Origin of the sequence: Marinomonas sp. A3A (genome assembly GCF_018336955.1) — a bacterium.
GTDB lineage: Bacteria > Pseudomonadota > Gammaproteobacteria > Pseudomonadales > Marinomonadaceae > Marinomonas > Marinomonas lutimaris.
Genome location: NZ_CP025532.1, coordinates 2072197 through 2090983, shown reverse-complemented (window position 1 = coordinate 2090983; position 18787 = coordinate 2072197). Strand labels below are relative to the sequence as shown.

Genomic DNA, 18787 nt, shown 5'->3' with positions numbered 1-18787 from the left:
CCACATTTCTCGTTTGCTATCGCTTAAGCATCCATTTCATTACGCATAGGTAATAAAATAGCGCTTAGAGCGTCAGCCACATATTCTTTTTGATGATCTTTATTCTCAGCGATAGCATTCACTAATACACTACCAACAATAACGCCATCAGCACATTTGCTTACTGAAGCTGCAGTTTTTGCATCGCGTATACCAAAACCAACACCAATAGGTAATGTCGTGACTTTGCGCAATGCATCAACATGCTGCTTAACGCTATCGACATCTAGCTCAGCAGAACCAGTTACACCTTTCACAGAAACGTAGTAAACATAGCCTGATGCCAAGTCACAAATTTTCTTTGCACGCTCTGGTGTTGTCGTAGGTGACAGCAAATAAATAAGATCTATCTCGTTCTCTCGGAAGCATTCTACTACATCTGTTGCCTCTTCAGGAGTCAGATCTACTAATAAAATGCCATCAACACCCGCTTCTTTTGCCGCATCAGAAAATGCCTGATACCCAAAAAACTCAATTGGGTTCAAATAGCCCATCAAAACAACCGGTGTTTGCTTATTACCTTGTCTAAATTCAGTAATAATTTGCAGTACTTTTTTAACACTGGTTCCAGCAGCTAAACTACGCTCACAAGCCAATTGAATGACTGGGCCGTCCGCCATTGGATCAGAAAAAGGCATACCAATCTCAATAACATCAGCGCCAGACTCAACCAAAGCATTCATCAAGGTCACTGTATAATCAGGACTAGGATCACCAGCGGTAATATACGGAATGAGCGCCTTTTTACCAGATTTTTCTAAATTCTCAAAACATTGTTTAATGCGACTCATACTTCAATCCCATCCAATTCAGCAACGGTAAGAATATCTTTATCACCACGACCCGAAAGATTAATCACAACAATCTTATCTTTTTCCATCGTCGCCGCTAACTTCATGCCATAAGCAACGGCATGACTTGACTCAAGCGCAGGCATGATCCCCTCCAAACGAGTTAAATCTCGGAAGCCATCCATCGCCTCATCATCATTAATCGCCACATAGTTAGCACGGCCAATATCTTTCAACCAAGCGTGCTCAGGACCGACACCAGGATAATCTAAACCAGCAGAGATAGAATGAGTACCAATGATCTGACCATCGTCATCAGCCATGACATAAGTACGATTCCCATGAAGAACACCAGGGCGACCAGCGCTCAATGGAGCGGCGTGACGACCGGTTTCAATACCATCACCACCCGCTTCAACTCCATACATTGCGACACTTTCATCTTTGATGAATGGATGAAACATGCCAATGGCATTTGAGCCACCACCAACACAAGCAACAACAGCATCAGGCAAACGACCTTCCTGCGCCAAACATTGAGCTTTCGTTTCACGACCAATAACGGATTGAAAATCTCGAACTAATTTAGGATACGGATGAGGGCCAGCAGCAGTACCAATAATATAAAAGGTATCATCTACATTCCCTACCCAATAGCGCATCGCTTCATTAAGTGCATCTTTTAATGTCTTAGTACCTGATTCGACAGGAACGACTTCCGCACCTAACAACTTCATTCGATACACATTAAGTGACTGACGACGAATATCCTCAGCCCCCATAAACACCTTACACTTCAACCCCAACCGAGCCGCAACTGTCGCAGAAGCGACGCCATGCTGTCCCGCTCCAGTTTCTGCAATAATATTTGGCTTACCCATATGCTTAGCTAGCAAGGCCTGCCCAATTGTATTGTTTATCTTATGGGCACCCGTGTGGTTTAAATCCTCACGCTTCAGATATATCTTCGCACCACCGGCTTTTTCTGTTAGCCGCTCGGCAAAATAGAGCGGAGATGGACGACCAACATAATGCGCCAAGTCATAGTCAAAGGCTGCTTGAAAAGCACTATCTTTAGATAAGCGCTCATACATTTCAGCCAAATCTTCTAGCGCCGACATCAGCGTTTCAGAAACAAATATGCCGCCATAGGGACCAAAACGACCATGAGAATCAGGTAAATCTAGATTAATATCTTTGCTATCCACATTTTGCTCCACTAATAAATTCTTGAACCTTAGGCTCACTCTTGATGCCTTTTGATAACTCAACACCACCACTAACATCTACGGCGTAAGGCTTAACTTGTTTTATCGCTTGCTCGACATTACTTGGGGTTAAGCCACCCGCCAGCACAATCGGTTTAGACAAATTATCTGGAATCAAAGACCAATCAAACACCTCGCCAGTTCCGCCAGGCACACCTGCTTTATAGGCATCCAACAACATAGCGCTAGCACTCGGGTATTGATTCACCAAAGCTGTAACATCATCCCCTTTCTGCACTCGTAATGCTTTCATATATGGACGCTTATAAGAAAAGCACTCAGACTCAGACTCACTACCGTGAAACTGAATAACCCAGCGCGAGCTGCCACTTATTACAGAATTAATTAGAGTCCCATCAGCATCGACAAATAAAGCCACGGGCGTTACGAAAGGCGGCAACTGAGACACAATAGAGTTTGCCACTTCAGACGATACATATCTGGGGCTTTTTTCGTAAAAAACAAATCCCAAAGCATCAGCACCATGACTGCACGCCATAAGCGCGTCTTCTAGATTTGTTATCCCACAAATTTTAACTCGGCAGTTCATAGGCTGGCTCGTCTACATAGGGTAAAAAATGAGGACCTAAAGGTCGTTTAGGTACATTAAAGACATCGGGGTATTGAGCATCAACAAAATACAACCCAGTTGGCGGTGCTGTGATACCACCCTTGGTACGATCCTTTGCCTCTAAGGTCTGTTTTGCCCAAGAGACAGGCTTTTCACCTGCACCAATAGACATCAAGACACCGGCGAAATTTCGAATCATATGATGCAAAAAAGCATTGGCTCGAACATCCAAGACAATATATTGCCCCAGCTGCTGCACATCGAAATTTAAGATCGTTCGGATAGGCGTATTAGCTTGACAGCCAATCGCACGAAAAGAGGAGAAATCATGAGTACCTAAAAACTCTTTCGCAGCAGCCTTCATGGCATCAACATCGAGTGTCTTATATGTCCAAGTCACACCTTTGGCCAATATAGCAGGACAAAAAGCCGACGAATATATGACATACCGATAACGACGACTTAAAGCACTAAAACGTGCATGAAAATCTTCTGATACAGAACTTGCAGCCACCACGGTAATATCAGCTGGAAGATAAGTATTAACGCCTATTGTCCAAGCTCGCTCATTTCGCTCCACATCAGTTTCAAAGTGAACAACTTGAGCACTTGCATGGACGCCTGAATCTGTTCGGCCAGCGCAAACCACCTTAACAGGGTGGTTTGCAATGACAGACAACGCTTTTTCTAAATTCTCCTGGACACTTGGAACACCAAATTTCTGCGCTTGCCAGCCCTTATATTCAGAGCCATTATATTCAACAACTAGTACTACTTTTTTAGTCACTTGGGAACATTCGCTCCATCATATTCTGTGCTTCAGCGATTTGCTGCTCATTACCTGACTCAATAACATCATCCAGAATAACTCGTGCACCCTCTTCATCCCCCATATCCATATAGGCTCTTGCTAAATCTAGCTTGGTTGCAACTTCATCACCGCTGGCATCAAAGAAATCGAACTCTTCCTCTTCATCACTAACTTCTTCATCTGCGGCCGCTTCAGCCTCACCAAATGAAGGAATTTCAATTTCATCTTCTTCTTGTTGAGCTTCCGCCAATGTTTCTTCTATTGAATTGGCTAAGGAATCATTTGGAGCACCACTAAAAATAGACGATTCATCAACATCATCTTGATCGGCGTCATTTAGCAAACTCGAAACAAAAGACTCCTCTTCACTTTCAACTTTTTCATCATCAATCGATCCAGCAGATTCCGGCGTCATTGTTGGTATATCATCTTCAGCGAAGGCCTCCAAATCATCTAGTTCATCTTCTTCATCAAGATCAAGCACTGGATCTGGCAAATCATCAGATTCATCAAAAGACGCAAACATATCATCATCAATAGCGTCGTCTTCTGATGCGCTCTCAAGCTCATCTTCCGGATCATCAGAAAAATCCATTTCGTCATCAACCGTTGGATCCGTGAACTCCACAGAAGCAATCTCTTCTCCGAAAGAACCGAAATCTTCAAGCTCATCATCTTCATCCGGTGTATCAAAATCAAATGCGAAAGGATCTTCTTCTTTTAACTCTTCTTTTTCTTCGAGCTCATCGTCTAGGGCATAATCGGCCACAGCAACGGCGGCGACTGGAGCAGCCACCGCGGCTGGCGAAAGATCAAATTCATCCTTTTTTGATGATTCTTGCTCCTCTTGTTTTTTTCCAGCCCTACGCATAACCAAACCTACCAAGAAACCAAGCAGTAACAAGACTACCGCACCAATTGATACAACAATTGGATTACCGAATATCTTATTAACAATTGAATTATCTTCTGCCAGTTCTTTTTCTCGACGAATTTGATCGGCTTCCAAAAGCTGATCTACCGTATTTTTTTGTTCCTGAAGAGCCTGCTGAGCGCTAGCAAATTGCTGCTGCAAGTCTGCCATTTGCTTATCTTTCAAACTAATCAGCTGTTCAAGAGTTTCAAGCTGTTTGTTCAAATCACCTAATTGAGCGGATAGTTCGCCTTTTTCACGCTGCTCTTTATCTAGCATCTCTTGTGAAGCAGACAACTCACCCTGTAAAGCGCTTAGTGTTGCGTTACTGTCATCCCCAGTATTAGAGCTCGCTGTACCTTCAGGCAATAAACTCTGTCCAGAAGCTAGGGTTAACTTATCACCGCCAGCTGCAGGCGCATTAGCCGCTGCTTTCGCTTTCGCTTGCGTATTTAACTGAGCCTGCTCTATAGCTGCACTACCTTTGGAACCTTTTAGCGCCATCCAAGCATCATGCTGACGTTTAAACTCTGTCTCTGAAATTGTTTTGTTAAAAAGTGCAATTTGATCCTGAGTTGGCAAACGCAGAATGGCACCTTCCTTCAATAAATTTATATTATCTGAATAAAAAGCGTCTTTATTAAGTGCCTGTATCGCCATCATTGTTTGATAAATGGTCAGCTGATTCGAGGGGCGATTTTGCCCTGCAATAGACCAGAGCGTATTTCCTTTGGCCACATTAAGCTGACCTTTAGAAGATAGTTTCTCTGCAGCAATAGTCGCTTTACGGAAGACTGTTTGACTAGAGATAGCGGAAGCAGATGCAACAGGTACAGATTGAACCACTTCTTTTTGAGATTTCTTAACGAGAGCAGATTGATTTAATGGTGTTTGATATTCTCGAACAACCTGTCCACTAGGCCAACGGGCAGCCAATACGAAATGCAGCTCATCGACCCGTAAAGGTTGATCAGACGAAACAGAAACAACAAGATTGCCGTTATCGCGAACGACATCAAATTTCAACTGAGATAGAACTCTAGTCTGTGCAAAGCCAGCTTGGCGGAATTCACTTTCACTGCCCAAACGAATCAATATGTCGTTATTTGTCAAAGCCCCAACATCAGAAAGTTCAATTTTTCCGCGATAAGGTTCGCCCAAATTTGATTGAGAGGTCAACTCACCCAGTTCCAATGCGTAACTGCTGGACACATATAGCGCACCTGACACAGCAATACTAACGAGGGTTTTTCTGAGCATAAGCTTCCCTTTATTTACAAATTATGGACATAAATATCTAAACAAGTATCTTACACAGGTGACCATTTATCAATAGCTTTAGAATCAATGGTTTGCACTAAACGCAAGAGAAAGATAAAAAACGCAAAAGCAATACATTTTTTCCCCCTAATGACTTAAGAAACCATCTCGAAAATAAAACCCTTGTACAAAATCCACACCTATCTTTCGAGCAAAAGCTAAGTCATCCTGCACTTCCACTCCCTCAAGAATAACCTGCTTACCTGTAGCATGAGCAAAATCTATAATCTTTGATACAAACACCATAAAATTAGCATCTAATCTCTGCTCTAGCACACATTTATCCAACTTTATCCACTCCACTAGCTGCAACACCGCAACAGATAGCATAGATTTTGGATTACACAAATCATCCAATGCAGTACGAATACCCAACCCATTAAACAACTCAATCATAGATAAACTCATTAGAGCATCACTCATTTCAGAGTTTTCTATTAATTCAACCACTACTCGACCTCGTCCCGCTGACTGTATCAGATCAACAAAAGGGTTATCTTCTGAATCCTGTCCGCAGGCATAAAAAGCATCTTGATCTAAATTAACAAAAACATTTTCTGAATTGGATAGATGCTCCAACTGTATCTTTTTTTGAGCGAGCTCAACCTGAAATAATAGCAATGGATTGTCGTGTAGCGCAGCATACACATAATCGGGCCTTATCAACTCACCAGCCACAGACCTAAACCTTGAAAGAGCCTCATACGCGAACACATCACCCGTTTTCAGCTCCACAATGGGCTGATACTCAACCCCAAATCGTTTAGATTCAACCAACTCCAACAACACCTTTTGTGACAACACATCCATTTAGAAAAACCCTAATACAAAGACCGAGAATAACACTCATTAACATGAAAATTAATTATAAAAAAAAACCCCGCCAAATAGCGAGGTTTTCTTTATTATCAATGAGTTAGAGAAGGATGCCGGGTAGCAGCAGTACATTACTGTACCGCCGCCCCCTAAGAACCGGACAAGCAAGTTTCCCCGCATCCGGCTCAAGCCTTTATAAGCCTAGCGAACTAGGCCAGCAACTTTTCTTCGAAGAACTGGATATTTTCGAATATCTTACGATCGTCCTTCTCATATAAGACATTAGATGAGTTTAGTTCTTTCAGACTAACTGCACCCAGCGCCTGAATGAACCTATACTCCATCATAGTGACACCTCTAAGATCATTTGGAATAAGAAAGAGATTAAGTAGATCAAGAGTACGCTTATCATCAGGCAATGCTACTCCTAGCACTTCCATTAGATATTTAATACCATTGTCTGTAATTTCGATAGCAGAAATTTCCTCAATCCCCTTTGTTTTAGGATGTGAGATGTAACCTAGCTGTTTGAGTTCACGATATCCTTTATCGATTCTATCAACGCTAGACAACTTGCCCTCGTTTATCAAAATTAGAAGCTCATTCTTTGACATTCTTATTCCCTAATTATTTAATCGTTTGAGTGTAGTCTACGATGACAATTAGGATGCAGCAACACCAAGTTATCCAGTTTATCACTACCCCCTTTATAACGCTCTACCACATGATGTATATGCCACCCTGTTTCAGATGTTATCAGTTGGTTGCAATTTGAACACCTTCTGCATTGCCGTTTCCACAACGAGTAAGCCTTTTTCAAGCCAAATTCTGAGTTCTTCATTTGATAATCGAGTCGATCTTCAAAATAAAACTCATCCTCTGGGCTATAGAAACAGGCTTCTGCTTTGATTTTTCTATGGCGCATAATCTTCACGTCCGAGGCATAGAACAGAATTAACTTCTTTTCCTTCACATCTGAATCATGAAAGATCCAGTTGCGATTGCCTATTGCTGTGAAATACTTATTTGCTATCCAACGTCGTGATTTCTGAGGATGTCTACGACAACACCAGCGCCACAACATCTTCCAGACTCTATGATCCAAGTATTTAAACGCCTGCTTCGCCGTTGCCGCTCGATGAAAGTACGCCCATCCACGAATAACCGGATTAAGCTGCCTTATCAAATTCGCAGTTATGGCCATTTTATTGCGATCAAATATGGATTTGATTTTTGCCAAGATATTTCTCAGGTTCTTTTTCGATGGCTTAGTTAAAAGCTTATCGCCAAATTTCCTGACATTCTGACCTAAAAAGTCAAAGCCTTTATGAATAGGCGTGATAACGGTTTTGCTTTTCGAAAGCTCTAATCCTCGTTCAGCCATAAAGGCCTCCACTAAGGGTCTCACTTCATTTTCTAGAATTTCTTTTGAAATTCCTGTGATCACAAAATCGTCGGCATACCTAACATAGTTGACCTTTGCCTTACCTGCGGCCTTTGAACCAATTCGCCCATATTTAGCACGAAGCAATGGCTCTAGACCATCAAGCGCCCAGTTCGCAAGTAGAGGAGAAATGATTCCTCCTTGCGGTGTGCCAGACTCAGTGTCAATGTATTTGCCCTGCTCTAAAACGCCAGCTTTTAGCCATTTCTTGAGAATCAGTCGATCCATAGGAACATTCTTGATTAACCAATCATGACTTATATTATCAAAGCATCCTTTTATATCGCCTTCTAAAACCCACTGCGCAGAGTTCCCGCGACTCAAGTTGACAAACAACTGTTCGATGGCATCTCTAGTAGATCGTAAAGGTCGAAAACCATAGGAATTAGGATCACCACATATCTCCGAAACGGGTTCGAGTGCTAACAGGTATAGTGCCTGCATAGCTCGATCCAGCATCGTCGGTATTCCTAGCGGACGACGTTCGCCGTTTGCTTTTGGAATATATACGCGGCGCAGCGGTTTGGGCTTATAGCCATTCCGCTTCATTCTCCCTATTGCTGTCCATTTACTCGTTGGGTCACCCCATGTCTCACCATCTACTCCAGCCGTACGACGGCCTCGGTTTTCAGTGATACGTTTTATGGCAATAGCTTTGGCAAAGAAGGAATGCACCAACATACGTTGGAGCTGTTTCACTTTTCGCCATTGCTTTTCTTTAGCTGCCTTCGCGATCCGAACCTGTAGCTCTCTCACTTTGAGATGACAGGTTTCCCAGTCAATCTCATGCCATGAGTTAGCGAAGTGGGATGACGCAGGCGCTTCATTTGATGAATTGCTCATCTTGCAGTCCTCCTAGATTAAAGAGCACCCACAAGATGGAGACGGATTTATCCCCACGAGGGGAGATAAATCTTTCCCCTCGTGGGTGTTCAATTGGTAATGGAGTCCGAAGACTCCACTTTCTATTTAATAGAAAGCTTTACAGGCTTTCACACGATTAAAGACCAGATGGAAGTCTGCGCCCTTTCGAGCCAAGGCAAAGTTCGAACCTCTATCCAACCCGTTACAGGTCAGCATTCGCTTTTTCCATCCTCCTTTACCCGCAACCCCAACAGCTTTCCTTGCGGATCACCTGCCCAGAAGGCAGAGTTACGGGCTTACCGAGTTCCAGTATTTTCACACTATTGGTTTAGGTTCTACCTATCCACCGGTGGTTTAAAGTCAGCGTGTACCCAGATGTGAAGAGTACAACCAACCACATACCATTTTGGTCAGAGCCTTATAACAACACTTAGCTCTTTGCGGATGACGGTGTTTATCAGTAGTTCACGTACGTTAACCATACCAACAAGCCTAGTGTCTCAATCGCGTGTTGTTCGCAATATCTATATCCACCCTCACGGATGAAATATACCCGTGATGGGGACTACATTGTAAGGAAGCTCCGCACCCCACCGTTACCAGTGACGCACTATCCTTAGGCTACTAATGGCTGAACATTAGGTCTCGCTACCTGCGAACAGGTGAGACAATGAAAATACCAGCTTACGCGCAAGCGTTTGCCAGTCTAGTATTAGAAGAACACAATGATGCCTACCTCAATAAATCCCGTAAAAAGCAGATTTACCTCAGTATGACTTTGAAATGGACGAGATCCGATAAATCAGAATTCATCTCTGTGAAAATGACTCAGCTATACAACTGAAGTCGATTTAATAAGTTCGGGTTCACTTTGCGAACTTTATTTCAATAGGCGATATACACCCGAGTTTAGATCTCTCATTAGAGAGTCCGATGCTCGGGATTTAACGCCCGAACATCGGGTTTTCTTATATACTAGTTATTACGGGTGGGAGTAAATATCAACACTATGTTAGTATTTACTGACGTTGGACCCCGCGAGGCTAGCTACCCCTGCGACTCTCGTCGCATCACATCATCCCGCCCATACCACCCATTCCGCCCATGCCACCCATATCAGGCATACCAGCGTCGTCTTTTGGCAAATCAGCAATCATTGCTTCAGTAGTGATCATAAGACCTGCTACAGATGCTGCCGCTTGAAGTGCAGAGCGAGTTACTTTTGCTGGATCTAGGATACCCATTTCCAACATATCGCCGTATTCACCAGTGGCAGCATTGTAACCGAAGTTACCTTCACCTTTTTTCACTTTATCAACAACAACAGAAGCTTCAGCGCCTGCGTTGATTACGATTTGACGCATTGGTGCTTCCATCGCACGTAGCGCAAGAGTAATACCAACACTTTGATCTTCGTTGTCGCCTTTTAGGTCAACGATTTTAGTAAGAGCGCGAACAAGTGCAACACCGCCACCCGCAACAACACCCTCTTCAACCGCAGCACGGGTTGCATGAAGAGCATCATCTACACGTGCCTTCTTCTCTTTCATTGCCAATTCAGTTGCCGCGCCAATTTTGATGACAGCAACCCCACCAGCCAATTTAGCAACGCGCTCTTGAAGTTTTTCTTTATCGTAGTCAGAAGAAGAGTTAGCAATCTCAGCACGAATTTGCTCAACACGGCTGGTGATGTTTGCTGCATTACCAGCACCATCTACAATCGTTGTACTTTCTTTTGTCAAAGTAACGCGCTTTGCCGTACCTAGTTGCTCAAGAGTAGCCGTTTCTAGACTCAAGCCGACTTCTTCAGAAATAACGGTAGCGCCAGAAAGAACTGCAATATCTTCAAGCATTGCTTTGCGGCGATCACCAAAACCAGGTGCTTTAGCAGCAGCTACTTTTACAATGCCGCGCATAGTGTTCACAACCAAAGTCGCTAGGGCTTCGCCTTCAACGTCTTCAGCAATAATCAACAACGGACGAGATGCTTTTGCAACGCCTTCCAATACTGGTAGCAAATCACGGATATTAGAAATTTTCTTATCAACAAGAAGGATGAATGGGTTTTCAAGCTCCGCACTCATAGTCTCTTGATTGTTGATGAAGTAAGGAGATAGGTAGCCACGATCAAACTGCATACCCTCAACCACAGCTAGCTCATCTTCAAAACCTGAACCTTCTTCTACTGTGATAACACCTTCTTTACCAACACGCTCCATCGCTTCTGCAATGATTCTACCAACAGAAGAATCAGAGTTAGCAGAGATAGTACCAACTTGCTCAATAGCGCGAGTATCAGTACAAGGCGTAGATTGCGCAGCGATCTCTTTTACTACCGCAGCAGCGGCTTGATCAATACCACGCTTAAGATCCATTGGGTTACGACCCGCTGCAACGGCTTTAAGACCTTCAGCCACAATTGCTTGCGCAAGTACAGTCGCTGTTGTTGTACCATCACCGGCAACATCATTGGCTTGAGAAGCAACTTCTTTCACCATTTGCGCGCCCATGTTTTCAAACTTGTTTTCAAGCTCGATTTCTTTCGCTACTGTCACACCATCTTTAGTAACAAGCGGTGCGCCAAAAGATTTCTCAATAATAACGTTACGACCTTTTGGTCCCAATGTTACTTTAACTGCATCTGCAAGAACGTTCACACCTTTCAGCATTTGCTGACGAGCGCTATCTCCAAATTTAACTTCTTTAGCTGCCATTTTCTTATACCTTAACTGTTGTAAATGCTATGAATCGTAATAGAGCGACAGGAGGAGACTTAGGCTTCAACAATGCCGTAAATTTCGTCTTCCTTCATGATAAGTAGCTCATCACCTTCGATTTTAACGGTTTGGCCGGAGTATTGGCCAAACAACACAGTATCACCAACTTTAACGGCTAAAGCTTGCACATCGCCATTTGATTGAATACGGCCAGTGCCAACAGCCAAAACCTCGCCTTGAGTAGGCTTTTCTTTAGCAGATCCGGGCAGGACGATACCAGATGCAGTTGTTGTTTCTTCTTCTTTACGTCGAACAACGACACGATCGTGCAAAGGACGAATATTCATTGATCAATCTCTCCAATTAAAAACGATACCAGGACTCCCCTGGCTGGATAACCCTACTGCATACATAGTAGGAATCTTTAACAAGGTTCTATATACGGCTATACATGCCGATTTCAACCCTTAAATTAAATTATTTTTTATCTATTAAGTCATTGTCATCTTTAGGTTCTTTCGAGTACTCGCCGTCAATGGTTTCGCCTTGAGGTTGAGTACCATAAGATCCATTCGGAGCCCATTTAGATCCTTTCTTAACCATAGATGCAACGAAATTCACCAATAGACCTGCCGCAAATAATTTGCGCAATGGTGGAATTAATAATAAACCACCAATAATATCTGTCACAAAACCTGGCATTAATAAGCACAAGCCTGCAAAAATCAGCATAACCCCTTCTGCAACTTCAGAGGCTGGCAACTCACCGCGGCGCATTTTTTCTTGTGCTTTAAGAGATGTTTCTAAGCCTTGCTTACGAATTAAAGTCACGCCTAAAATAGCAGTCAGGAAAACCAAACCAACTGTTGCTAACGCACCAATTTGACTACCAACTTTTATTAATACGGATAGCTCAATAACGGGAACGAGTATGAAAAGCAAAAGTGCAAATCTCATATTTACCTTCTTTGTTTTAAATGTAGTTATTTATTTAAGGGCTAAATGTGACGAATCAACCGATAGATAGATTTAAATCTCAGGTGTTTCATATTTTAAGTGAAATTCCCAAGGGCGAATGCATTGCTTACGGAGAACTTGCAAAACTAGCGGGTTTTCCAGGTTATGCAAGACAAGTTGGCAGTTTAATGAAAAATCTACCCAAAGACACCAAACTGCCATGGTATAGAGTCGTGAATGCTCAACATCGCATTAGCTTTGGCGAAAACACGGACGGCTATTTAAGACAAAAAGAAAAGTTAGAAAAAGAAGGTTGGGTCATTGTGGGTAACAAATTAACCATAAATGAGAACCCAATAAAAAAGTGAAGGGGCCGCCACCTAACAATAGGCAGCGACTCTTAAAATAAATTTAATCTCTAAAATTGGTAAATTGAACTGGCTGAGCCAACTCAGCACCACGCAGCAACGCCATCACTTGTTGAAGATCATCTCGTTTTTTACCAGTAACGCGAAGCTGGTCACCTTGGATCTGCGCTTGAACTTTCGCTTTGCTATCTTTGATCATTTTAACGATTTTTTTTGCTTCGTCTGTTTCAAGACCTTCTTTCATCTTAACCGCTTGGGAAGCGCGCATATTCCCCTTAATCACATCTTCTTTTTCTAAACTTTTTAAATCAATGCCACGGCTAACCAATTTTTGATTTAAAATATCAGACATCTGGCGAAGTTGAGGTTCTGCCTCAGCCTCCATGACGACGCTTTTTTTGTCTTTAATTTCGTAGTGCGCTTTTACGCCTTTAAAGTCATAACGCGTTGTAATCTCTCTGTTTGCCTGATCGACTGCGTTAGTGACTTCGTGCCAATCTAACTCAGATACTACGTCAAATGATGGCATTTTCTGCTCCTTTGCATTTCCAATAATGTATTTTGGGGCGATAATAACAGGGATTGAAATAAAACACCTAATGGAAACCTATTATGAAGAACACGCCTTGGTTAGTCATCGGCGCTGGCGCTATCGGCCTTTTTTGGGCCTGTAAGCTAGAAAAACTCGGCAATAAAGTCCATCTAGTGTATCGATCGGAGAGTCCGGGAAAAAAAATCACCCTAGAATCATTAACCGATGAAGACGGTCAACAACAAGTTTCTATTTCTAAACATAAGATCAAAAGCTTCAAACCAGAGGAGCTTACCGAACAATATGACAAGATACTAATTTGCACCAAGTCTTTCGATCTTAAAAATGCATTTGCCCAAGTAGCAGCTCATGTTAGTGACGATGCGGACATCGCCTGCTTATGTAATGGCATAGGTGCACAAGAAGAACTTCAAAGCATTTTATTAGACACACAAACCCTATGGGCCGGAACAACCAGTGAAGGCGTTTTAAAAATTGAAGCGAACCATATCAAACACACAGGTTTAGGTGACAGCTACTTTGGTGAATGGCGACAAACGACACCAGCAAAGACCTTTCCAATTGAGAGCCTAACAGTTGCTAACATTCACCAAAGAATGATCGAAAAACTCGCCGTTAACGCAGTAATCAATCCAATCACTGCAATTTTCAACATTCATAATGGCGACATTCTCAATGATGAATTTAAGCCGCTAATCGATGCAACTCTGTCTGAATTATCAAACGTCTTTACTCATCCGAAATTTAGTTATTCACAACAAAGCCAACACCTCACCCAAGAAAATCTCAAAAACCGGGTGCACACTATTGCTCAACTTACTCGCTTAAATCGATCTTCAATGCATGAAGATATTCGATTACAGCGCCAAACCGAAAACAGTTTCATCTCAGGTTTTTTACTTAACAACAGCCCTATTGAACTACCAGTACAGCGTTTGCTTTTCGATGGTGTTGCTTGTGCAGAACAGCGTGAAGAGGTCAAAAAAAAGCTGCTAAGTCTTCCTTAGCAGCTTTTTTATTGATCAATGCAAGCTAGATTTTAGAAATTTTCTCTTTGGTAAGAAGAATTTTTTTCTCTTTATAAAGCGCACCTAATGCTTTTTTATAGGTTGCTTTACTTACTTTAAACACGGCATAAATGGCTTCTGGTGACGCCTTGTCGGTCAATGGAGATTCACCACCATGAGCATCTAAGTAATCCAGAATATCATCCAAGATATTGCGTACTTTCTTGTAACCGACTTCTTGCAAGCTCAAATCGATCTTGCCGTCTTCACGCATCTGCTTTATAAAACCAACCGTCTTTTCGCCTTTACGAAGCTGCCTAAACGCATCTTCAAAAAACAAAACACCCCAAAAGCGATTATCGATAACACACTTAAAGCCAATATTGGTTTTATCGCCAATAATGATAGAGACCTTATCACCTACGCGATACGGCGCTTCTTCGCGGTTCAACAAAGCATCCACTTTGGTAGTCGCGACAATACGATTTGTCGTTTGATCTAGGTAGATGAAAAGCAAATGTGTTTCACCTTCTTCTACACGGTTTTTCTGCTGACTAAAAGGCACCAATAAATCTTTAGGTAACCCCCAATCAAAAAACGCTCCAACTTGGTTTACTGCTATTGCCGTTAATGCAGCAAATTCTCCAACTTGGGCTTTAGGGAATTCAGTAGTTGAAATCAACTTATCATCTGAATCCAAATAAACGAAAACTTCGACTTCATCATCCACCGTCACACCTTTTGGTACGTAACGCTTAGGAAGCAAAATTTCGCCTAATTGGTCGGCGTCTAAATACACACCAAAATCTTTCTCTTTAACGACTCTTAATGTATTTAAGCGCCCAATTTGTGTAGCCATGAGTTCTCCGGCAAGCAATTTTTTCGAACTATACGCACTTCACATGTCTGCGCATATAGATATTTTGAAATCTTAATTTAATCGTTATCCGCTTTCATACAACCAGTAAATATAGCCTCTAACTTGGATCTCCCAAGCCCTTCCATTTTCTCAATATTTTGATTCGGTATCTCAGTCGTATCGCCATAGAACTCAATCGCTTTATCAACACTAGCCTCTCTTAAAAGATGCAACATTGGATAAGGCGAACGGTTGGTATAATTGGATACATCATCTGGCTCTGCGCCTGAAAAACAATAATCAGGGTGAAAAGTTGCCAATTGATAAACCCCTTCACAACCTTGATCGAACATAAGGTTTTCAGCCGTTTCAACAAAGTCTAAGTAACGATGAAAATCCTTAAATAAGGTCGGAAAAATCAGCAGCGTCGTTTCTGTCTCTGGGTGCTCATCCAGCCATTGAACTTCCGCTATTAACTCTTCTAGCGCTACATCCATTTTCTTTGATCGCAATACCATACAACGTACGCTATCCCGCTCCACTTCCCGTTTAGCAAAAGGGCAAACATTTAACGCCACAATAAACTCTTTTACCCATGCCATTGTTTGGGTAGTGACCAATTCATCTGATAGCAGCATAACGTGTCTTCTTATAAATATTTGTTGGTATTTTAGAGCAAAGCGTACAAAGGGTCTAACTTATCAAGCCATCATCTGAGGTTTAGATTTCGAATCCTTAGAAAACAAGGTATCATGACTATTAATACAGTCCATTATAGTGGTCATACGCCCAAATTCATTATGATTTTCATAGTTAATTTATGACAATCATAGTTGGTCGTACCATTTATCCCGCTACAGAGAGTTTACATGTCATTTGCTGAATTAGATTTGGATTTCACCATAGAACAAGCCATTAGTGATCTTGGCTTTGAAACCCCGACAGAAATCCAAGAACAAGCTATACCAATCGCCTTAGAGGGTTCTGACCTACTTGCAACTGCCCCGACTGGCACGGGCAAAACCATCGCCTTCTGTGCGCCAGCTATTCAGCATATTCTTGACCGTGATGAGCAATCCACCACCGCACCAAAAGTATTGATTTTGGCACCAAGCCGCGAGCTAGCACGTCAAATTTTTAATGTAGTAGAGCAACTAACACAACACACTCGTATTCAATCTCACCTCATTATTGGCGGCACACCTTATGGTATGCAGCAGCAGCAACTGAGTGAGCCATGTGACATTCTGGTTGCGACACCGGGTCGATTAGTTGAATTAGACGAGAAACAATGGCTTGATCTAACCGATGTGTCTTATTTTGTGATCGACGAAGCTGACCGCATGTTAGACATGGGCTTTGTTAGCGCCATTAACCACATCGCTAAAGAACTACCAAAAGAACACCAAACCTTGATGTTCTCCGCAACTCTAGAAGGCGAAAAAATGGGACGCTTTGCCAGCGCCCTACTAAATAGCGAGACGCAACAAATTCGCCTAGGCGAATCATCCCGCACAGTGCCAAGCCAAATTCGCCAAATAGCTTACCGTGTAGACAGCGAAGAGCACAAAGAAGCCGTACTTAAACACCTGTTAACGCAAGAGCGCGTTCAGCAAGCGGTATTATTTGTTTCCAACCGCGAGCATGTTGACATATGGGTTCAACGCATCCGTAAAATGGGTTTGATGTGTGACGGTTTGCATGGCGAAATGAAACAAGGCGACCGCAGCGAACACATGAAACAAATGAAGCGTGGACGCTTGCAAGTATTAGTTGCAACTGACGTTGCATCTCGCGGAATAGACCTTCCTGAAATCAATACTGTAATCAACCTTCGCCTTCCACGTAAAGCTGACTCTTACATCCACCGTGCTGGACGTGCTTCACGTGAAGGTGCACCGGGCGATTGTATTTCGTTGATTGATATCAACGACTTGCCAATGATTGAAAAGATTCAACGCTTTATGCAAGCCAACATTAAATTTGGCCGCATTGAGGGACTTGAAGCAAAAACAAAAGCTCGCTCACCAAGCAACAAGAAGAAAAAGAAAAAACCAGCCCCTAGTAAAAAATAAGGCTAGTTCAGCACTTATAGAAACAACAAAGGCGCTCACCAGCGCCTTTGTTGTTTCTATTTCGCTACTTATCTAAACGCAAAACTACCGCACTGCTCTCAGTCAAACTTCAACGTATGCAACTTACGCTTAGCCTTAGTTTCTAAATAGGAACGATTATGTTGATTCACATGCACCTTGGTCGGAACCAATTCAGCAACATCAATACCATGCTCTATTAGCTGCTGCGCTTTATCAGGATTATTGGTTAACAAGCGCACCTTGGAAACTCCAAGCGCTTGCAGCATATCAGCTGCAATACCAAAATCACGACCATCGTCTGGTAGATGCAACATCTCATTGGCTTGATAAGTGTCATAACCTTGGTCTTGCAAAGCATAGGCTTCTAGTTTTGCGTACAGGCCAATGCCACGACCCTCTTGACGTAAATAAAGAATGTAGCCACCTTCTTCATTAATTCGATCAATCGCTTCATCAAGCTGCTCGCCACAATCGCAACGGCCAGAACCAAAAACATCACCGGTCAAACACTCTGAATGCAATCGAACTAATGGAATGCTGTTGTCAGCTTTTGCTTTTGTACCTTCGAAAAATATCCCTATATGTTCTTTGCCAGAATCATCTCCATTGAAGGAAATAAATTCCGCCATCACGTCGCCCGCCCTCACGGGAATCATCACTCGACGCTTAATTGTCAAATCACTCATACTACTTCTCTACTAGGGACTTTTTTACTGTAACAAGTATAACGCCCATTAATTTGGTCAAAAGCTAAAATATCAATGCGAAATAAGGAAATAACTTCTAAATCAAATGATCTAGGGGTAAAGACGTGCTCTCTTTCACACTGCGCAACAAAAAGCTCGACTGAACACCAGTGACGCCAGGTATACGCGTTAACTTCCCTAATAAGAAATCATGGTACTTTTCCATGTCTTCTACTACGACTTCCAATAAGTAATCGCAGTTTTGGCCAGTCACCAGATTGCAATTCCTTACCTCAGGAAAAACATCTACCTGATCTTCAAAAACACTAAAGCGATCTGGAGTGTGCCTATCCATACTGATTTGCAAAAATGCAGTCAATTTTAAACCCAAGCTCGACTTTTTTAAGATGGTTACTTTACGATCTATAACACCATTTTCTTCCAGCGCTTTCACTCGACGCAAGCAAGGTGATGCCGATAATCCAACTCGATCCGCCAATTCTTGATTTGTTAAGCTAGAATCTTGCTGTAACTCGCGCAAAATATTTAAATCGATTTTATCAAACCCCATAACCGCAACCCCAAATTACTAATTTTATTATTTAATACGCAATATAATGCCATAGAAATTGATTTTTTCATAAAAAACGCAATCTTTTACTCATATTTTTTGGGTACACTATACAAATTGAAAAACAAAGAAACAC

At 42.3% G+C, this 18787-nt stretch carries 20 protein-coding genes; 4 read left to right on the top strand and 16 right to left on the bottom strand.

The genetic code is table 11. The features are described 5' to 3' along the window. Positions 1-23 precede the first annotated feature (23 nt). The 8 genes from trpA to ltrA all read right to left on the bottom strand — a co-directional run bounded on the left by trpA (position 24) and on the right by ltrA (position 8816). Positions 24-830: a tryptophan synthase subunit alpha gene (gene trpA, locus CYL31_RS09650; protein WP_212918692.1), complete on the bottom strand. Its 807-nt coding sequence runs from the start codon at positions 828-830 to the stop codon at positions 24-26. Continuing rightward, on the bottom strand, positions 827-2038 hold the full coding sequence (gene trpB / locus CYL31_RS09645; protein ID WP_212918691.1) for a tryptophan synthase subunit beta: 1212 nt from the start codon (positions 2036-2038) through the stop codon (positions 827-829). Before trpB ends, trpA begins: the two co-directional genes overlap by 4 nt. Then, entirely contained in the window at positions 2031-2648 is a 618-nt protein-coding gene (locus tag CYL31_RS09640; protein WP_212918690.1) for a phosphoribosylanthranilate isomerase, read from the bottom strand. The genes trpB and CYL31_RS09640 overlap by 8 nt, the downstream gene beginning before the upstream one ends. Then, positions 2632-3456 (bottom strand): tRNA pseudouridine(38-40) synthase TruA, encoded by an 825-nt coding sequence (truA, locus tag CYL31_RS09635; RefSeq protein WP_212918689.1) that lies wholly within the window; start codon positions 3454-3456, stop codon positions 2632-2634. The genes CYL31_RS09640 and truA overlap by 17 nt, the downstream gene beginning before the upstream one ends. Continuing rightward, a complete protein-coding gene (locus CYL31_RS09630; protein WP_212918688.1) occupies positions 3449-5653 on the bottom strand; it encodes a FimV/HubP family polar landmark protein in 2205 nt (734 codons plus the stop codon). Before CYL31_RS09630 ends, truA begins: the two co-directional genes overlap by 8 nt. A gap of 147 nt (positions 5654-5800) precedes the next feature. Further along, positions 5801-6523, bottom strand: a complete 723-nt coding sequence (locus CYL31_RS09625; RefSeq protein ID WP_212918687.1) for an EAL domain-containing protein — start codon at positions 6521-6523, stop codon at positions 5801-5803. Positions 6524-6738: 215 nt separating this feature from the next. Then, the gene (locus CYL31_RS09620; protein ID WP_212918686.1) at positions 6739-7143 is read right to left on the bottom strand and encodes a hypothetical protein; all 405 of its coding nucleotides are present in this window, start codon (positions 7141-7143) and stop codon (positions 6739-6741) included. 17 nt (positions 7144-7160) lie between these two features. After that, the gene (gene ltrA / locus CYL31_RS09615) at positions 7161-8816 is read right to left on the bottom strand and encodes a group II intron reverse transcriptase/maturase (protein ID WP_212918685.1); all 1656 of its coding nucleotides are present in this window, start codon (positions 8814-8816) and stop codon (positions 7161-7163) included. A 691-nt stretch (positions 8817-9507) separates the two neighbouring features. Between ltrA and CYL31_RS09610 the strand changes: the two genes are divergently transcribed. Continuing rightward, entirely contained in the window at positions 9508-9681 is a 174-nt protein-coding gene (locus tag CYL31_RS09610; RefSeq protein ID WP_212918684.1) for a hypothetical protein, read from the top strand. A gap of 226 nt (positions 9682-9907) precedes the next feature. Here the strand turns inward: CYL31_RS09610 and groL are convergent, their stop codons facing one another. The 3 genes from groL to CYL31_RS09595 form a co-directional block, all read right to left on the bottom strand. Next, the gene (gene groL, locus CYL31_RS09605; RefSeq protein WP_212918683.1) at positions 9908-11551 is read right to left on the bottom strand and encodes a chaperonin GroEL; all 1644 of its coding nucleotides are present in this window, start codon (positions 11549-11551) and stop codon (positions 9908-9910) included. A 59-nt stretch (positions 11552-11610) separates the two neighbouring features. Continuing rightward, the gene (locus tag CYL31_RS09600) at positions 11611-11901 is read right to left on the bottom strand and encodes a co-chaperone GroES (RefSeq protein ID WP_012069737.1); all 291 of its coding nucleotides are present in this window, start codon (positions 11899-11901) and stop codon (positions 11611-11613) included. Positions 11902-12031: 130 nt separating this feature from the next. Further along, positions 12032-12511 carry an FxsA family protein gene (locus CYL31_RS09595; RefSeq protein ID WP_212918682.1) on the bottom strand — a complete coding sequence of 160 codons (480 nt, stop codon included), beginning with the start codon at positions 12509-12511 and terminating at the stop codon, positions 12032-12034. 47 nt (positions 12512-12558) lie between these two features. On the opposite strand from CYL31_RS09595, the gene CYL31_RS09590 reads away from it, so the two are divergent. Further along, positions 12559-12879: an MGMT family protein gene (locus CYL31_RS09590; RefSeq protein ID WP_283248223.1), complete on the top strand. Its 321-nt coding sequence runs from the start codon at positions 12559-12561 to the stop codon at positions 12877-12879. A gap of 43 nt (positions 12880-12922) precedes the next feature. Here CYL31_RS09590 and CYL31_RS09585 read toward each other — a convergent pair whose 3' ends face one another. After that, positions 12923-13408, bottom strand: coding sequence for a YajQ family cyclic di-GMP-binding protein (locus tag CYL31_RS09585; RefSeq protein ID WP_212918681.1), 486 nt, complete (start codon positions 13406-13408; stop codon positions 12923-12925). Positions 13409-13491: 83 nt separating this feature from the next. Here CYL31_RS09585 and CYL31_RS09580 point away from each other — a divergent pair, with 83 nt between their 5' ends. Further along, positions 13492-14439: a ketopantoate reductase family protein gene (locus CYL31_RS09580; protein ID WP_212918680.1), complete on the top strand. Its 948-nt coding sequence runs from the start codon at positions 13492-13494 to the stop codon at positions 14437-14439. 25 nt (positions 14440-14464) lie between these two features. On the opposite strand, the gene CYL31_RS09575 is transcribed toward CYL31_RS09580, so the two are convergent. Then, the gene (locus tag CYL31_RS09575; protein WP_212918679.1) at positions 14465-15298 is read right to left on the bottom strand and encodes a CvfB family protein; all 834 of its coding nucleotides are present in this window, start codon (positions 15296-15298) and stop codon (positions 14465-14467) included. A gap of 77 nt (positions 15299-15375) precedes the next feature. After that, positions 15376-15936, bottom strand: coding sequence for a DUF1415 domain-containing protein (locus CYL31_RS09570; RefSeq protein ID WP_212918678.1), 561 nt, complete (start codon positions 15934-15936; stop codon positions 15376-15378). Positions 15937-16167: 231 nt separating this feature from the next. Between CYL31_RS09570 and CYL31_RS09565 the strand changes: the two genes are divergently transcribed. Continuing rightward, the gene (locus CYL31_RS09565; protein WP_212918677.1) at positions 16168-17373 is read left to right on the top strand and encodes a DEAD/DEAH box helicase; all 1206 of its coding nucleotides are present in this window, start codon (positions 16168-16170) and stop codon (positions 17371-17373) included. Between the two features lie 98 nt (positions 17374-17471). On the opposite strand, the gene ribA is transcribed toward CYL31_RS09565, so the two are convergent. Both ribA and CYL31_RS09555 read right to left on the bottom strand, forming a co-directional pair. Continuing rightward, positions 17472-18080 carry a GTP cyclohydrolase II gene (ribA, locus tag CYL31_RS09560; RefSeq protein WP_212918676.1) on the bottom strand — a complete coding sequence of 203 codons (609 nt, stop codon included), beginning with the start codon at positions 18078-18080 and terminating at the stop codon, positions 17472-17474. Between the two features lie 97 nt (positions 18081-18177). After that, entirely contained in the window at positions 18178-18651 is a 474-nt protein-coding gene (locus CYL31_RS09555) for an Lrp/AsnC family transcriptional regulator (protein WP_012069726.1), read from the bottom strand. Positions 18652-18787: the final 136 nt, after the last annotated feature.

What these genes read in the sequence shown, in the direction of transcription:
- trpA (WP_212918692.1), bottom strand. Translation starts at nt 830, where the DNA reads ATGAGTCGCATTAAACAATGTTTTGAGAATTTAGAAAAATCTGGTAAA.
- CYL31_RS09640 (WP_212918690.1), bottom strand. Translation starts at nt 2,648, where the DNA reads ATGAACTGCCGAGTTAAAATTTGTGGGATAACAAATCTAGAAGACGCG.
- CYL31_RS09630 (WP_212918688.1), bottom strand. Translation starts at nt 5,653, where the DNA reads ATGCTCAGAAAAACCCTCGTTAGTATTGCTGTGTCAGGTGCGCTATAT.
- CYL31_RS09625 (WP_212918687.1), bottom strand. Translation starts at nt 6,523, where the DNA reads ATGGATGTGTTGTCACAAAAGGTGTTGTTGGAGTTGGTTGAATCTAAA.
- CYL31_RS09620 (WP_212918686.1), bottom strand. Translation starts at nt 7,143, where the DNA reads ATGTCAAAGAATGAGCTTCTAATTTTGATAAACGAGGGCAAGTTGTCT.
- ltrA (WP_212918685.1), bottom strand. Translation starts at nt 8,816, where the DNA reads ATGAGCAATTCATCAAATGAAGCGCCTGCGTCATCCCACTTCGCTAAC.
- CYL31_RS09610 (WP_212918684.1), top strand. Translation starts at nt 9,508, where the DNA reads ATGAAAATACCAGCTTACGCGCAAGCGTTTGCCAGTCTAGTATTAGAA.
- groL (WP_212918683.1), bottom strand. Translation starts at nt 11,551, where the DNA reads ATGGCAGCTAAAGAAGTTAAATTTGGAGATAGCGCTCGTCAGCAAATG.
- CYL31_RS09600 (WP_012069737.1), bottom strand. Translation starts at nt 11,901, where the DNA reads ATGAATATTCGTCCTTTGCACGATCGTGTCGTTGTTCGACGTAAAGAA.
- CYL31_RS09595 (WP_212918682.1), bottom strand. Translation starts at nt 12,511, where the DNA reads ATGAGATTTGCACTTTTGCTTTTCATACTCGTTCCCGTTATTGAGCTA.
- CYL31_RS09585 (WP_212918681.1), bottom strand. Translation starts at nt 13,408, where the DNA reads ATGCCATCATTTGACGTAGTATCTGAGTTAGATTGGCACGAAGTCACT.
- CYL31_RS09580 (WP_212918680.1), top strand. Translation starts at nt 13,492, where the DNA reads ATGAAGAACACGCCTTGGTTAGTCATCGGCGCTGGCGCTATCGGCCTT.
- CYL31_RS09575 (WP_212918679.1), bottom strand. Translation starts at nt 15,298, where the DNA reads ATGGCTACACAAATTGGGCGCTTAAATACATTAAGAGTCGTTAAAGAG.
- CYL31_RS09570 (WP_212918678.1), bottom strand. Translation starts at nt 15,936, where the DNA reads ATGCTGCTATCAGATGAATTGGTCACTACCCAAACAATGGCATGGGTA.
- CYL31_RS09565 (WP_212918677.1), top strand. Translation starts at nt 16,168, where the DNA reads ATGTCATTTGCTGAATTAGATTTGGATTTCACCATAGAACAAGCCATT.
- ribA (WP_212918676.1), bottom strand. Translation starts at nt 18,080, where the DNA reads ATGAGTGATTTGACAATTAAGCGTCGAGTGATGATTCCCGTGAGGGCG.
- CYL31_RS09555 (WP_012069726.1), bottom strand. Translation starts at nt 18,651, where the DNA reads ATGGGGTTTGATAAAATCGATTTAAATATTTTGCGCGAGTTACAGCAA.